Below are 15,175 nucleotides of genomic sequence, written 5' to 3' on the forward strand. Positions count from 1 at the left end.
GTTCGTGGGAGTTGCAAGCCCCCAGCTCGACCAGGCCGATCTCGTGTCCCACGCCGTCGGTGAATTGGCGCGCCGGACGCGGTTCCCCGTGGCCTTCGGAGGTCTCGAGCGCGACGGAGCGATCCACGTCACCACCATCGTGGGGGCCCGCACCCGCAGCATCCACGGCCTGGTCGTCGAAGAGAGCCGGGGCCTCGGCGGACGCGCGTTGGTCGAGAAACGCCCCCGCCTCGCGATGGACTACCGCACGTCGCGGACGATCACCCACGACTACGACCGCGCGATCCTCGGCGAGGGGATCTCCACGCTGTTCGCCGTGCCGGTCGTCGTGACCGGGTCGGCCCGCGGCGTGCTGTACTGCGGGTCGTGGACCGAAGCCCCGGTGGGCGATGTGGTCGCGCAGCCCGCGTTCCGGGTCGCCGCTGAACTCGCCACCGAACTGCGCGTCCGGGACGAGGTCGACCGCCGCATCGCGATGCTGCCGCAGGGCAGGCCGGATGCTCCGCTCACGCCGGCGGCTCAGGAAGAGCTGCGGGAGAGTTACGCCGAACTCCGCAGCGTGGCCGCAGCCATCCGCGACGACAGCCTCCGCCAGCGGCTCGCGCAGGTCGAGCGGCGATTGGCCGCACTCTCCGGTGCGCAGGAAGGGGCGTCGGGCGAGCCGAAGGTCCGCCTGTCCGCGCGGGAGCTCGACGTGATCGCGTGCGCGGCGCTGGGCGCCACCAACTCCGAGATCGCGGCGCAGCTCGACCTCAAGGAGACGACCGTCAAGTCGTACCTGGCGGCCGCGATGGGAAAGCTCGACGCATCCACCCGCCACGCTGCCGTCACCCGCGCCCGGCGGCTCGGCATCCTCCCCTGATTTCCGCCGCCCCTCTCGCCTAAGGTGTCACCATGGCCCGCAGAATCGTGCATCAGCTCGTCGACGACCTGGACGGCACCGTTCTCGAGGTCGGGGAGGGCGAGACGGTGCTCTTCTCCCTCGACGGCGTCGCCTACGAGATCGACCTGACCGAGGAGAATGCCGCAGCCCTGAGGGACGCCATCGCGCCCTACATCCGGGCCGCGCGGTCGGTGTCGACGCGCTCCGCCTCGTCGGCCGGCGGGAGCGGGCGACCCCGGCGGCGGACCGGTCAGCAGGACTACACGGCCATCCGCGCGTGGGCGAAGGAAGAGGGCCTCTCCGTCTCGGAGCGCGGCCGGATTCCCGCATCCGTTCTCGAGGCGTACGAAGCCGCGCACTGACCCTCGCCTCTCGCGGCACCAGGTGAGAATCCCCTGGCAGTGGGCCGCGGGCGCTTGAGGTGTGCGCCGATTCTCGGAATCGTGGCTGCCTTCGAGTCCGCAACGGAAGGGGCATTCATGCTCACGCTCACCGAGCAGGCAACAACCGCCGTCAAGACCATCACCGCGCAGTTCCCGGATGTGGCTGATGGCGGGGTACGTATCCAGGGTTCCGGCGCGCCGGAGTCGGAGTTCCAGCTGACAGTCGTTCCCGGCCCCGAGCCGGCCGACGCCGTCGTGGAGAACGACGGCGCTCGCGTCTACCTCGACCTCGAGGCCGCGCTTGTGCTGGACGACCGCGTCCTCGACGCCCAGCCCGACGGCCAGGGCGGCGTGCAGTTCGCCGTCACCGCCCGCGACTGACCCGCGTCTTCCGACAGCGCCCCGGGGATCCTCCCGGGGCGCTGTCGTGTTCCGGGTGCGGGTCGGTGCGCCGGTCGCTGTGCTTGTCGAAGCGTCCGGCGCTCCGCTCAGCGTCCCGTCACTCGGTTACACGACTCCGCGTCCGGTAGGCGTGCGCGGCCACTCCCCCGGCGACGATCAATCCGCCCGACCAGAGCACTCCCCCGGCGGTCTGCCACGAGTCGTTCTCCAGGCCGAGGGTGAGGCCCATCCCGAGTACCCACGCCGTGACGGCGACGCCCCCGATCGCATCGTGACGGAACGTAGGGGCAGCCATGGAAACAGTCCACCTTACGTAGCGGCCGTGCGATAGCCCTGGCCGCCCGAGCGGCGAGGGCACTACACTCAACGGCCCGCTCGTCCCGGTGTGCACGGTGGTCTGCGCCGGGAGCATCCGGCGCGCTCAGTAGACTGGGGCCGCCAGCCTCTGTAGCTCAATGGAAGAGCAGTTCCGTCCTAAGGAAACGGTTGGGGGTTCGAGTCCCTCCAGGGGCACAACATATTTCTGCGTCTGACCAGCTGTTTATTTCGGCCAGCCTAACTAGTTTTCCGTTTTTGCCCGCTTTTTGCCCGCATTTGCGAAAGCTATGAGGCGAAAACGGGGCAGCTTCGAGGGGCATCACGACGCGTCGTTCGACGTCTCAGAACGACGAAATCGAGCGTTTCTGGTTGCGTTTGCCTCGTCGAAAAACTGAGCAATCTGCTCTCTGCGGCTACTGCGGTCGGGCGTAGCGCTTCTGCGGACCCGACGGCAGCGCCACCAACGGCATCTGGTCGTTCAGCCGAGTTGCGACCGCGTCCAGATCGTCGTCGAAGAGATCGGCGTACGTGTCCAGCGTCATCGCCGCCGACGCGTGGCCGAGCATCCGCTGCACGGCCTTCACGTTTGCGCCCGAGCTGATCGCGAGCGATGCGGCGGTGTGACGGAGATCGTGAGGAGTGACCCGCGGGATCGACGGATCGAACTCCTGCGCACGCCGAACCGCGTTCGCGAACCACCCCTTCGCCCCTGAGTTGCGCATGTGATTGACCCCATCGCCGAAGAGCAACCCTTCGGGACCCTTGCCGGCGCACGCCTGTTCGATCATCGGCGCGAGACGCTCGGGATACGGGACCGAGCGCCGCTCGTGCGTCTTGGGTGTGCCGACATGGATCTCGTACGCGATCATCACCGCGTTCTCCTCGATGACGAAGCGTCGACGAAGCCGGTTCACGCTCCGGACGCGCAGACCCGTAGCCTCGCCCCATCGCAAGCCGCAGTACGCCAGCGTCAGGACGAGCGTCGGATATGCCGAGCACGCCGCCAGCGTCGCCACCTGGTCATGTGTGAGGTAGACGCGGCGCTTGCCCGGCCCATGCCGGGGAAGGTTGCGCACCTGGCGGGCCGGGTTGCTTGCAAGACGCCGATCGTCGATGGCGACGTCGAGGATGCCGGCGAGGATTCCGAGCGAGCGGATAACGACCGTGCGCGACTTGCGCGTCGCGAGCTCTGATACCCAGTCCTGCACCTCCGAGCGTCGGATGGACGAGATCTCCCTGTCCGCCCACACCGGAGCGACGTGGTTGTTCCACGCCCGCTCGAGCGTCATGTAGTACGACGGCTTCGACATCGGCGGCTGCTTGGACCGCAACCAGCTGTCGGCGAACATGCTGACAGGAACCCGCGATAAGGCCGGGTCGATGTACTCACCCTTCGCCTTCGAGACCGTGACCATGGAGAGATACAACTTCGCCTCACGCATCGTCGTGAAACCGCGCTTCTCCGCCTCCGTTCGATCGGGCTTGCGATAGCGCACGCGGTAGCGGCGACCCTTGGGCGACTCGTACGGGGTGATGCTGCCCATCTCGACCTCCGCTCATGCCGGCTCCACGGCCAGTATCCGGGCCAGTGTCGGACATGTTGATCTTGTCGTCAACGGCCGCGAAACTGGGTGCAATGGGATGGCCGAGAACGTCGCCAAGTGTCGACGGTGGCGGGCGGGTCGCCTCCCTCCGACTGCAAGAGTAGCGATCGGCCGCGGCCTCGTCCCGCGCTTTCGACGCTCTGTGCTCGGTCCTCCGCTGCGCTCCGGCCCTGCGCTGTGCGAGTCGATTCGACGCGTCTTCAAGAAGACGCCGAACCTACACCCATCGATGGTCCTCTCACCGTGGGATGTGGGGCTCGGAGACGCCGGCGTGATCATCGGACCCGATCCGCGGTACGACCCTGAGCCGGACCAGGCGTTTATCGACCGTGAGTCATACCGAGATAAGAAGGGCAGTGAGAACAACCCCGCCTCGAAGTTGTACTCCGACGACCTGCTCCAGTACATCCGTAAAATCTACGGCGTCCTGCTGACGCGTGGAGTGATTGGTACGTACATCTGTGTCTGTGACTCTGCGTTGCGCGACTACATGAAATCACGCCTGCGGCTAGCGGATCAGGCTCCTGTACGGTGTTGGGGATGCTCTTAGCTATCCTGGCGACGCCTCCTAAACGCACCTCGGGTCGCCGAACAATGCAACGCGTCGAGATGGCCGCCCGGCTCTTGAGTTTCGAGTCGACCAGAGTTGTGAACCTGTTGAATGTTCCCACCGATGACGTTACTGATATCGCAACCGTTGGGCGTCAGGAACTCCCGTGGCTCGCCTCCCGAGATGCCCTTCGTGACGGGATAGATGCTGCCGACGCCGTCCTTCTGGCGTGGGGCGCATCTGAGCCGAGTGGCGTCGCCCGCGGTCACTTCCGGGAACAGGTTTCCTGGGTGGAGGGACTCATCATGTCTCGCTGCATCGATGGCTGGACCGTTGGGCTTTCTGCGCGACACCCATCCCGATGGCAACGGTATACCGCTGCCCAAAGCGGGTCGATGTCATTCGAAGTCGCGCTCCATGGCGCTTTCACTCGGAGGTTCGCTGGATCGCGCGGGGACTAGCGTCTAGCCGCTAGGCGAACACGTTCGTGCGCGGCATCGGGGCCAGCGTCGCGATACGGCTCTTCCCAGCTGACGTCGTGGTCCCTAATTCGTGGTTTGCCGTCCTTGTGCGCGAGGACTAGCGTGCAGTCTCGGTTGGTCGCCTGCCCCTTTGTCTCACCCCAGATGCGGCTGACCTTATTCTGCGTGGGAAGATCGTCTTCGATCATTTCGAGCAATCTCAAGTTTGTGTGTGCAGAGAGGTCATCCCAGAGCTGCGCAGCTAACGGTAGGGGCTCCTTGCCTGGATCTGCGACGTCGCCAATTACGAACGCTGCTACTCCGTCCGGCGCGAGGCTCTCCTGAGTGCTCAGGAACGTTCGAAGCATGAAGGCCTTATATGCGTCGTATGAATGCCCGTGATCCAGCACTGCATCGAGCTTCTTCCTGCCAGCGCCGCTGTCTCGGCCGACGTCGTCGACGCCGAGCAGCCAGAGCCGAATCCAGTTTGCCGCGGCGTAGTTGACGACTCTGAGGTAGGGCGGCGAGGTGACTACGAGGTCAACGCTCTTAGGTTCAATCGGACCGTCGCTCATCAGCGTGGCGGCATCGAGATGATGGGCAGCGCCTGCTGGTCCGGTGACATCGTCGAGGTATAGCCTCGCGAGCTTGTCCCTCAAACGCTCAAACACATCCTGTTCGATCTTCTCCAGAGAGTGCTCGCGTATGAACTTCTCGACGTATCGAGGGGACATACTGAACGTGTTGGGCATGCTGATGCTTAGGTACTGGGAGGTGCCGTCTCTTCTCCACGAACCATGCATAATTCCTGCCAGTGCGCCCCCGACCATCAGCTCTTTGGGCGCCCATTGGGTGATGGGCTTGCTCAGCAGATTCGATCGAATGAAGCACAATTGCGCAAGCGTTTTCTCGTGATACAGCATCGCGATGTCGGGCGAAACTGCTGAATCGACGGTTCCGCTCGCGCGATACGAGCGCTCCAGTTGATCCACATACGCGTTGATCTCCTCCCAGGATGGAGGATTTGCCTTGGCGGCGGTTAGTACATAAGCGAGCGGACTGAGATCGTTGCCAACTGCCCTGCGACCTTCGACCCGCGCTTGGAGGGCAGTCGTGCCTCTACCGCTGAAGGGGTCTACGACGAGATCCCCGGGCTCTGAGTATCGCTGGATGAAGAAGTGTGCAACCTTCGCAGGGAACATGCCGTGGTATGAGCACATGGTGTGCATCGAATGGCCCCATCGGGGGCTCACGCTGTGCCACAGGTCGCCTGCCGACGTAGTGCCGCCGTCAACCGATCCCACATCTGCTGACTCAAAGAAGGCGTCGCTTGACCAGTCGACGTTGACAGTCACGCTAGAAACTCTCGGATGCTGGAGGCGGCGGAGCGAAGCACAGGAGCCGACGATTCGCATGCCACTCGCTCGAGTTGCGCCATCGCGCGCGCGCGCGTAATTAGTCGCTTGGAGCCGTCGGCGCCGGACCCTTTGCGGAGTCCGAGGTCCCGCTTCGCCAGGCGAACTTCCGCATTCACTCGATAGAACTCCGGCGGAAGCGCGTCCGTCGCTCCCTCCACAAACTTGATGGGGAAGCGGACGTAGTCTCCGCGCCGGGCGGCCAGCGTCACGCTGGTGATCCATGGTTCTGGATCGAGGTCGCCGGTGAAACTTTCGCGAAGAACCTTCGCAAGACCATCCGATGTAAGTCGTAGCCAGGCGTAAGGATTAGAGGCTGGTAGAACGCCTACATCCATCAGTTCGACGATCCGCGCAAACAAACCACCCCTCTCCAAGAGGCGCCATAGTCCGGTGTAGTTCCGAAGCGTTGCAGGCGACACGCCGATGTAGCGAGCGATGTCCGCCTTCAAGATGTTCTCGCTCTCATGGAGATGCTCGACTAGCACAGCCATCTGACTGGGGAGTAGGTCTTGGTAGATGTCCGATTGGAAACGAAATTCGAACCGTCGGTCATAATCCAGCACGTAGACCGGGATACTGACGAATCGTTCCGGGTGCTTCTCTCGGATCGCTCGAATGGCGCGCAGCCGGAGCGCACCGTCGATGACCGTGTATCCTCCCTCAGGATTCACCGCGACTTTGAGAGGCTCGGCGAGCCCTATCTCCATCAGCGAAGACTGGAGCCTCTCCTCGAACGATCGCGCACTGCCAGTCCGAGTGAGTTCCGGGCTGAGGGAGAGGTCTTCGGAAGTGACATAGACGTGGTTCATCGTGCACTCACAACGAGGCTATTGGACTCGGGAAAGTCGGTCGGCAGTTGACTGGCCACCTCTTGGAGCCGGTCCTTGAATGACCCGGGTGGAGTGCTCTCGAGGGCTTTGCAGATCCAGCCCAAGAGCAGGAGACGTTGGGCAGCGAATGCTGGACCAAGGTCGGAGAGTCTCTGCCAGCCGATGGCAATCAACAGACTCTCCAGGTCCTTCGCGCGGATAGACGTGGAGATGACTGCGGAGAGAGCCGCTTCTCTTTCTTCTGAGCGGACGTGGCGACTAACAACCGCATGCACGGCAAGAGTGACTTCACCCTTGTTGAGCGCTGAGACCTCACCCTGGGTAGCTCCGTCGAGCTGAGCTAAGAGTCGACGTACTGTCGCGGCAGACAGGCCGAATCGCCGAGCGATGCTTGATGTCTCTTCGCCGGCTTCCCGAGCGCGGTGGATGAGCAGCGCCCGGTCAACGGGACGCATCTTCAGTCGCGCCACGTTCTCGACAAGAAATTGCTGAACCTTTTCGCGTTCCGCGTAGTCCTCACCGACCACGATGGCTGGGACGGTCTCTAGTCCGAGTAGGCGGCATGCAAGAGTTCGCCCTTCACCCTTGATCAGCAGGTAATCGCCGCTGCCGTCTCGTGACGGTCGCACCGTGATTGGCGTCAGTACCCCAAACTCGGCAATTGATCTCTGGAGCTCGCGGTGCCCCTCGCGGTCGCGTTTCCGTCCTAAGCCTGTCTCAGGCCTGATCCTTGCGACGGGAACATCTCGCACCGGCCTTGCATCGACCAAATCCGGCATGGGGGCGCGGTTGCGTTCAGTATCTTCTTTCGTCGTGGTCACGTCTCCGCCTTCTGTCCTCCGTCGATACTCGCAGGTTGCTGCGACGACACGACGCATTGAACGGGGCGGTACTCAAATCTGACCTCCGCGTTCGCGGCCAAGGCTACGTGGGACCGCTGACACGACAATCTTGGGTCGTTGGGCTCCACCAACTCACCGGCGCCAAGGGCATGTCCTTCTCGCGCTTGGGCTCGGTACGGAGAGTGCAGCCGTCGCCCGACGTCGGCGGATTTGCCCGCAGTCGCTGTTCAAGCAGACGTTACCGGGCAATATCACGTGAACAACACGGCTGCTTACTCGGCCCCCCGCCGGTCGGACGCTACTCGACGCTTGTCCCGCGCCATCAGCGTCTCCGGGGTCGCACGACCGGCGGACCTGCTGGTGCAACTGCCGCTCTGCCGCGCAGCGCAACCATCGCCTTCTTTTCCAGCTGACGGATGCGCTCCCGCGTAACATTCCAGACCTCGCCGATCTCTTCCAGCGTCTCAGGGCCATCGAGGTCATCTCTTAGGCCGAACCGGCGCTGGATGATGTCGAGGGATCGCTGATCAAGAACCTCTAGAAGGCCGCCAATTTGCCTCTCTCGATCAATGCGATCCTCTACCGCGCTCAGACCTCCGTCCCACGAAGCGTCCTCGCCACGATCGAGCATCGCCTCGATTGACGCGAGGTCCAGGGCGCGATCGGCAGCTTTGCGCGCCTTGTCGCTCGGCACACCGTCCGAAGACGCCAGTGCCTCCCACACATGGACCGGCAGTCGAATGATCATCACATCGTTGGCGCGCCAGCGTTGGATGGCTTGCCTGACGTGCCACGAAACGAACGTGCTCAGCTTGTATCCCAACCGGTAGTCCCAGCCTTGCAGGCCTCGCATGAGGCCGATGCAGCCAACCTGAAAAGCATCTTGGGCCCAGTCACTGTCGACTGAACGTGCGACCCCTTTGGACCAGTGGAAGACCAGGCGGAGGTTAGTCAGAACCAGCCAGGTCCAGGCGTCGTCGCCCCGTTGAATGAGCGTATGAAGCGCTGCAAGCTCGCGTCGGGAGGAGGTTTGGTGGTCGAGCCGTTCTCGCCGATCCCTGGCAAGGAGCCCGATCTCGACGCGACGTGCTGCCTCTTCGATGAATGAGTCATCCGTCTTCGGAAGTGCAGTGAGAATCTGTTGGTACCAGGCGAAGTCGGATCCACGTCGGTCGTGATCGCCTCGGGTTGGGCGGCTTTGGCGGCTAGTCCTCAGTGCAGTGGGCGCCGGAGTGCGCCCGAGTAGAGTGTCGACTTCGGCGGCTAGGGCGGTCTCCGCAAGTTGCGGATCAGTGGCAAGAAGTTGATCGAGGAAAGTCTGAGCAGCCGTCTGCGCGTCCACCTCCCACCCCTCGTCCCCCCCACTGAGGAGGTCGCCAGTCATCAACTAGGAACGCCTGCGCTAGTCGATTTCAAGCTCGGCAAGCTCGTAGATCTCGGATAGCGGGTACCCACCAGTCCTGACTTTCTCGGCGATGTATGCGGTGCCGGCGTTGCCGAGTTGTGCAAGGAGACGCACGGGAGTGTTGGTTGGCACATACCAGCCGAGGAACTCCAGCACTTGGAGGTTCACGCTGCCCCGATTCCACATCGTTCCGGTGGAAGGGGGCGCCTGCTCGGGATCGAGGCCCTTTCGCAGTGCGAGCATCGCCGCAGCCTGAAATGCACCAATGGAGGTCTTGAAATGGCCCTGGCGGACGAGCGCCTCCAGTACTTCGCGGTTGGACGCGGAAGGCCCGAAGGTACGCCGATCGTCGTCTTCCGGCTCGGGAGACTCGTAAGTGTCGCTCATGCGACGGACACCTCTGATCGGCTCGGAGATACTCGGTCAATCATGTACTCGCGGCCGATCTTGCCGCTCAGGATTGCAGCGTCGCGAGTGGGGTCGTACTCACCCGACTGAACAAAAAGAATGACTTGTCGATCAAACGCGCTCACCCACTCCAAGATGGCGCGGCGATGGCCGACGTCCAGACGGCCAAATGGCGTGTCCATCACCATGGGGGCTTCATCTACGGAACACTCACCAAGTGCTCCGATGAACGCCATCGTCAGTATCTGATTGGCGCCAGCGGAGATCATGCTCAGCGGCCGCTGCTGGTGATCCGTTACCGCAAGGTGGTAGTCGTCGCTGATCGCGACGCCCGAGTATTCCTTCTCCGTTGTGAGCTTTCTGAAGAGTTCGCTCGTGGCCGCCTCGACGCGTTGGCGCATGGCGCCACGAAACCCAGCGAATGAGCGTCCAACGATGTCCACGCCTTCTGTCGCCATCGCTTGGAGACGACGGTCGATTGGGTCGACCTCGGGCTGTTCCGCGAGCTTGCTGCCAAGCTTGTTCGCTTCTGCTTTCGCTGTCGTTCGTTTAGCCTCGAGCCCGACGATCGCACTCGCTATCCGCGTCTTCGTGTTCCGCAGGTCCAGATAGTTGCGCTCGAGTACGTCAATTTCGACGTTGGTGCCGACGAGTTGGTCCGAGATCGCTCGGATTTCCTGACGACGCTTGTCGTTCTTGAACGCTTCCTTGCGCACATCCAACTCTTGGTTGTGAATCCACTCGAGCACGCTAGGGGCGGCAGCGTACTTACGCAGGCGAGTTCGTCTCAGCCGCAGATCGTCAAGTTTACGCGTTGCAGTTTCGTTGAGGCTTTCCCGGAGCTTATCGAGCTCGGCTGATAACTCGTCGAGGTTATGTGTCTCTACAGGTTGGCCACAGCTCGCACATGTGCCCGTGGCGATCTGTCCTTCCAGCTGTTCGATCTTAAGTCGGGTCACAATCTGACCACGTTCGAGCGCCTCCGCCTCAACAATCTGCTCGTCAACGGTTTCGATTTCATTGAAGAGCCTGTCGGCCATTGGAAGCCACCAGACGGCTTCTGCGCGTTCAGCGATGGCACCTCGATAGTCTTCGATGGTCGCCACGGAGGCGTCTAGTTCCTTCTCGAGGCTCTTCCGGCGATGGTAAGCGTCCTTTATCTCATCGACCTTCGCGAGTTGGGCTTCGACGTCCTCTATCTGTCTTGACACTTGCTCGTCGTGTTCGCGCAGCTGCACCAAGTTGGCATCGATGGCATTGAGTTCTTCAACTTTGGCCCGGTACGCGTCACTGTCCTTGTCGTGAGCTTTTGCTCGGCGAACAACCTGGTCGATCGCGGAGTTGACCTCACCTAAGACGGCATCGAGATCCTGCCCAAGTTCGGTGAGGAACGGAAGGCCTAGCGCGCGCTCCACCTGCGCTCGGACGAACCCTTGAGGCGCGGACCGTTCTTCGCGCAGACGTTCCTCAAACCGATTGAGCATCTCGCCGTCAAACAGGAAGAAATCTGATATCTCACGGCTGAGTATGCCGTTGATGACATCTGGGACCTGGGAGGCGGGATAGGGCGCACTTCCCGTGGGGATCAAGTCGACCTTTGGGGCCTGAACGCGAGCGCGTCCGGGCCGATCCTCCGTTGCGGTTGATGTCCGGTAGAGGGTGTACTCACTCCCGGCGTGCGAGAACTTCAGGCGCACACCGAAGTCAGTCTCGCCGGCAGTCAACGCATCGATGTTGACCATCCGGCCTACGTCGAGCTGTGTGCGTCCGTCTTGCTCGCGAATCTCGCCGTACAGAGCCCAGATGATCCCGCGGAGCAGACTGGTCTTGCCACGCATATTTTCGCCACGAAACAGGATCACCGGGGCGTTTGAATCCACGCTGAGCGGGATGCTGTGCACCCCGAAGAATGGGCCCCAGTTGATCAGTTCGAGTTCGGTGAGCTGCATTAGGACTCGTCTCCTGCGCGCCCGGATTCGACGAGAATGGCGCGAACTTGACGGCGGATGTCGCGTCGGTCACCGACATGTGAGCGGTTGTCCCAAGCGAGGGTGACGAGACGGTCCCACGCATCTTCGCCGATCAGTACGGCTTCTGAGGTCGCACACGACTCGAGGATGGCGTAAAGCGCCTCTTGGCGCGGCGAGGGCTTCTGCGGGCTATCCATGACTTCCCATCATTTACGATCACTCGTCCTCGACGTCGAGGCCGTCTGTCTTCATCCCAGCCGGCAATAAGTCTTCAAGATATATCTCCGGCCCGAGGTTGCGGGAGTCTTCAGCAAACTCCATCGCGCGCACCACCTCGCTCGGAGTGATTGCGCGTCCATCGCTGCCCACCACGATCACATCGAAGAGGTGCGAACTGTACTTACCAGGAGACCGGCGGAGCACTCGACCGCGGCGCTGGATGTACTCGCGGGGATTCGTCGACGAGGCGAGGATCAAGGCGCGGTTGATCATCGGGATGTCCACGCCCTCATCGAGGCACTTAATGGCCAGCAAGATGCCGCCGCGATTCGAGAAGAACTTCAGCGTCGCCTCGTGATCGCCGTCGTCCTGTGAGTGGTACTCGAGGAGGTCGATGCCGAGCCCCTCCAGTTCTGCACGCACAGACCGCAGATGGTTCACGTCGTTGCAATAGACCAACCAGCGGTCGCCAGGGTGGTACGCCTCCAGAATCACTCGGCGTGCGATCGCCGCTTTCCCATGCGCACCCTTCGATATCCGCGCGCGCTGACGGAGCAGGTGCAAGGCGAACTCCGAAAGGTCGCCGTTGTTCCGCGCGATCTCGCGCGCCACCCGATCGGTGAATTCGTCCCACGACTCCTGTTCGTCTTCAGTGAGGGGACAGGTGACGAAGTCGTAATCGTAGGGGACTAGCACCGACGCTTCGAGTGCGTCTCGTAGAGTGAACTCGGGCTGAAGTACGGGCCCGAAGTAGTCGAGGGTCGACGCTGTGCCAAGCGGGTCGCCGTAGCGCTGCGGCGTGGCACTAAGCCCAAGGCGCGCACCGCCATCAATCTGCTCGAGTATGCGTCGCGTGTCGGGAGCTCCAACTCGGTGGACTTCATCGCCGACGACAAGGAGGTGCTCACCGTCATGAATCAGCTCGAGAAACCGGTCGGTCGCTGCGGTTTGATAGGTGGCCAAGACGACGCGCTGTCCTAGCGTTTCATCTGGCCGGGTGTAATCGGCGAGCCGTCGGCTCCAGCTATCGCGTGCGTGGCCCGCTCCCGCAAGCAGAAGAGCCGGATTTCCAAGGAGTTCCGCGATCTCATCAGCCCACTGGCGGTGTAGCAGCTCTGAGGGCACGAGGATCAAAGCGGGCTTCCCGTCCGCTGTCCAACGGCGAACTGCCTCGAGCGCCGTGCGAGTCTTACCGCCGCCGGTCGCGAAAGCCACAATGCCGCGGCATCCCGCGGCCTCCCACGATTCCAGCACCGCTGACTGGTATGCCCTCAGTGAGATAACCTCCGGATGAAACTCCGCCTCTTTGAGCGCATCCCGGAGGGAGGCGACAATCTCATCGAGAGGCTCGGCGGGCACGTACTCGCGAATTACTCTGGCCGCGTCCTCAGCGCTAGTGACGTTTAGATTCCGACGTAATCCGTGCCATGTCTCATCGAATTGATCGGCGTGCCTTGAACATCTCCTTGCTTCCGAGTCCCCTAGCCAGTGCGGGAAAACCTCGATGCCCTCGTGATTTGCCATACCGGACCAGGCCGCGGCGGTCTCGTTTGCGCTGCCACTGAAGGACAGGCGGTTTCCCTCGGCATCACTGAAAATGCCGATCTTCTCGTGGTACAGGCCGGACCTGCCGACCGTAACAAAGCGCACTTCGAGGATCTTGGCGTCAATCAGGGCGCGCATGCACGCCACCGCTCTCGTCTGTACCTGGCTGCCGTGCGCCAGCGCGGCCAACGAGCTGGCCGCGACTTCAATCGGTGTGGGACGGTGTGACTCGGGGAGTGTGAGGATCGCCTCGGCGTCCGCCTCGCTCAGGTTGGGTGAGCACAGCAGTCGAATCTTGCCGCCGCGCGTCACGAACTCGCTGAACACTGCGGGAGCGAGGGCGAGAATGGCCGATGAGAAGTAGCCGGCGGCCCGGTCGTACTTAATCGCGTGTGACAGCGCGGGTGTATAGAACTCGTGAAGCATAGAGGTGCCACTCGTCGAGTAGTTCTCTTGGAACGACACGTCGCGAAGACTTGCCGCGCGTACGCTCATGATCACCTCAGACGAGTCTGCCTGCCGCGAGTCTATCGACGAGTTGTCATTGAATGGCCAAGGCGCCGAGCACGTGTCGCGATCGACCCCACGGACTGGGGAAGTCCCACTCATGTCCCTCACCGAGAGACAGTCATCATCGGCGTGTTTTCGCGTCGGTTTCCTCTTCACTGATCCTGGGGGTTGCGGTGGAGGAAAAGTCCCGGAAACCCGCGAAGTCCGGGAAGAGCACCTTTGCGCTGCGATTGTACGAATTCTCAAGTATTCGTCGTAGGCGCACCTTCAGGTACGACTGCACCCTTACTGCGATAAAGGGAATGCGTTGCTTGGTGACGTGATGGGTGTCGTGCAGCATGTCGTCGAGAAGCTGTCGAGGATACTTGTAGGGAACCTCGCTAAACTCGAGATCAAGTCCGACGAATGGGCTCGAGGTGCGCGGTTGCTCGGGAACGCGGGATGCAACAAAGTAGCCGCTCTGAGCGCGTAGCCGGTCATTCGGGTGAAGCGAGTTCACGACGAATGGCGTCCCGCTCTTGAGCCCCAGATCTAGCTCCCATCCCATCGGATTGTCGTTGGCTGCGCGGGTGCCAGCGGGCTGACTCTTGCCGAAGCGAGGCCACGCAGCGGTATCTATCGCCACGAGCACCCCAGAGTTTGAGAGCCCATCTTCACCAACTTCCTGCGAGGCGAACCATAAGGCGGTCATGGGGTCGCTAGTCACGTCAATCAAGCGGGTACTGGTCCCATAGTGCTGAAGGTCGGCCAGCAGCTGCAGATCGGATGACCATCCCCCCATTCCATAGCCAAGGCCCCATGATCGCGCCTCGTCCAGGATGGCGGTCTCGCGCATGCGCACCTGCGTTTCAGTTGCGCCGACATCGGTACGCTGCAATGAGGACACATAGTCGTAATCGATGCTTCTCATTCCGCGCCAGGAGAAAGTGGCTCGCTCGCTATACGCACCTACACTCGCGATGTTCGCCATGAGCGCGCCCGCTGAAGTCGGCGAAAGATACCAGCCCATGTTCCGCCATCGATCTCCGGACACGGTGCCCCCTTGGGTCGTTTGAATGAAGGCTAGCCAACGACATCCGGGGTGGGTGAGACCGAAACCATAGAATACTCAGTCGCCGCAAATGGTGCAGTCCATCCAACTTGGATCCTGGTCGGGGATGCTTGACTATCGCCCCGGCCCCTCGGTGGCCGAGCTCAGATGCGCAGTCAGCCGTAACGTTCACGTGTCTAGCGAGCAATCGTTGCCCAACGGATACGCTCGGCACAAACGCGTTCCATAAACCGACGACGGACTCGACCCGCAACGCGAGCCAGCATACAGACCACGAGGCATGAGACCGCGATGCACGCAGGCACCGTTCAGTGGGGCGGTGATCCGGGCGCCATTCTGAAGCATCCGGCTACACTCACCTGCGCACCGCAAAAAG

General features: G+C 62.2%; 15 protein-coding genes and 1 tRNA gene. 5 read left to right on the forward strand and 11 right to left on the reverse strand.

What is annotated here, in order from left to right; all coding sequences use genetic code 11:
• The first annotated feature begins 4 nt into the window (after positions 1–4).
• From AC4FS2_RS09445 to AC4FS2_RS09455, 3 genes are all read left to right on the forward strand, one after another.
• Positions 5–862 (forward strand): response regulator transcription factor, encoded by an 858-nt coding sequence (locus tag AC4FS2_RS09445; RefSeq protein WP_491151838.1) that lies wholly within the window; start codon positions 5–7, stop codon positions 860–862.
• 32 nt (positions 863–894) lie between these two features.
• Positions 895–1,245, forward strand: a complete 351-nt coding sequence (locus AC4FS2_RS09450; RefSeq protein WP_491151836.1) for a histone-like nucleoid-structuring protein Lsr2 — start codon at positions 895–897, stop codon at positions 1,243–1,245.
• Positions 1,246–1,362: 117 nt separating this feature from the next.
• On the forward strand, positions 1,363–1,647 hold the full coding sequence (locus tag AC4FS2_RS09455; protein WP_491151834.1) for an iron-sulfur cluster biosynthesis family protein: 285 nt from the start codon (positions 1,363–1,365) through the stop codon (positions 1,645–1,647).
• A gap of 118 nt (positions 1,648–1,765) precedes the next feature.
• Here the strand turns inward: AC4FS2_RS09455 and AC4FS2_RS09460 are convergent, their stop codons facing one another.
• Complete coding sequence (locus AC4FS2_RS09460) at positions 1,766–1,963, reverse strand: hypothetical protein (RefSeq protein ID WP_491151832.1); 198 nt, start codon at positions 1,961–1,963, stop codon at positions 1,766–1,768.
• Between the two features lie 146 nt (positions 1,964–2,109).
• Here AC4FS2_RS09460 and AC4FS2_RS09465 point away from each other — a divergent pair.
• Positions 2,110–2,181: transfer RNA gene (locus tag AC4FS2_RS09465), tRNA-Arg, on the forward strand.
• 218 nt (positions 2,182–2,399) lie between these two features.
• Here AC4FS2_RS09465 and AC4FS2_RS09470 read toward each other — a convergent pair.
• Positions 2,400–3,530, reverse strand: coding sequence for a site-specific integrase (locus tag AC4FS2_RS09470; protein WP_491151830.1), 1,131 nt, complete (start codon positions 3,528–3,530; stop codon positions 2,400–2,402).
• A gap of 289 nt (positions 3,531–3,819) precedes the next feature.
• On the opposite strand from AC4FS2_RS09470, the gene AC4FS2_RS09475 reads away from it, so the two are divergent.
• Complete coding sequence (locus AC4FS2_RS09475; protein WP_491177818.1) at positions 3,820–4,140, forward strand: DNA/RNA helicase domain-containing protein; 321 nt, start codon at positions 3,820–3,822, stop codon at positions 4,138–4,140.
• Positions 4,141–4,597: 457 nt separating this feature from the next.
• On the opposite strand, the gene AC4FS2_RS09480 is transcribed toward AC4FS2_RS09475, so the two are convergent.
• The 9 genes from AC4FS2_RS09480 to AC4FS2_RS09520 form a co-directional block, all read right to left on the reverse strand.
• On the reverse strand, positions 4,598–5,956 hold the full coding sequence (locus AC4FS2_RS09480) for a DNA methyltransferase (RefSeq protein WP_491151829.1): 1,359 nt from the start codon (positions 5,954–5,956) through the stop codon (positions 4,598–4,600).
• Positions 5,953–6,828, reverse strand: a complete 876-nt coding sequence (locus AC4FS2_RS09485) for a ParB/RepB/Spo0J family partition protein (protein ID WP_491151828.1) — start codon at positions 6,826–6,828, stop codon at positions 5,953–5,955. Before AC4FS2_RS09485 ends, AC4FS2_RS09480 begins: the two co-directional genes overlap by 4 nt.
• On the reverse strand, positions 6,825–7,670 hold the full coding sequence (locus AC4FS2_RS09490; protein WP_491151826.1) for a ParB/RepB/Spo0J family partition protein: 846 nt from the start codon (positions 7,668–7,670) through the stop codon (positions 6,825–6,827). The genes AC4FS2_RS09485 and AC4FS2_RS09490 overlap by 4 nt, the downstream gene beginning before the upstream one ends.
• Positions 7,671–8,013: 343 nt before the next feature.
• Positions 8,014–9,033, reverse strand: coding sequence for a sigma-70 family RNA polymerase sigma factor (locus tag AC4FS2_RS09495; RefSeq protein ID WP_491151824.1), 1,020 nt, complete (start codon positions 9,031–9,033; stop codon positions 8,014–8,016).
• A gap of 60 nt (positions 9,034–9,093) precedes the next feature.
• Complete coding sequence (locus AC4FS2_RS09500; RefSeq protein WP_491151822.1) at positions 9,094–9,483, reverse strand: hypothetical protein; 390 nt, start codon at positions 9,481–9,483, stop codon at positions 9,094–9,096.
• A complete protein-coding gene (locus AC4FS2_RS09505) occupies positions 9,480–11,453 on the reverse strand; it encodes an AAA family ATPase (RefSeq protein ID WP_491151820.1) in 1,974 nt (657 codons plus the stop codon). The genes AC4FS2_RS09500 and AC4FS2_RS09505 overlap by 4 nt, the downstream gene beginning before the upstream one ends.
• Positions 11,453–11,671: a hypothetical protein gene (locus AC4FS2_RS09510; RefSeq protein WP_491151819.1), complete on the reverse strand. Its 219-nt coding sequence runs from the start codon at positions 11,669–11,671 to the stop codon at positions 11,453–11,455. Before AC4FS2_RS09510 ends, AC4FS2_RS09505 begins: the two co-directional genes overlap by 1 nt.
• 19 nt (positions 11,672–11,690) lie before the next feature.
• Positions 11,691–13,733 (reverse strand): DEAD/DEAH box helicase family protein, encoded by a 2,043-nt coding sequence (locus AC4FS2_RS09515; RefSeq protein ID WP_491151817.1) that lies wholly within the window; start codon positions 13,731–13,733, stop codon positions 11,691–11,693.
• Positions 13,734–13,869: 136 nt separating this feature from the next.
• Positions 13,870–14,757 carry an FRG domain-containing protein gene (locus tag AC4FS2_RS09520; protein WP_491177091.1) on the reverse strand — a complete coding sequence of 296 codons (888 nt, stop codon included), beginning with the start codon at positions 14,755–14,757 and terminating at the stop codon, positions 13,870–13,872.
• Positions 14,758–15,175 lie beyond the last annotated feature (418 nt).

Source organism: Microbacterium sp. Z10_103, from assembly GCF_058310455.1.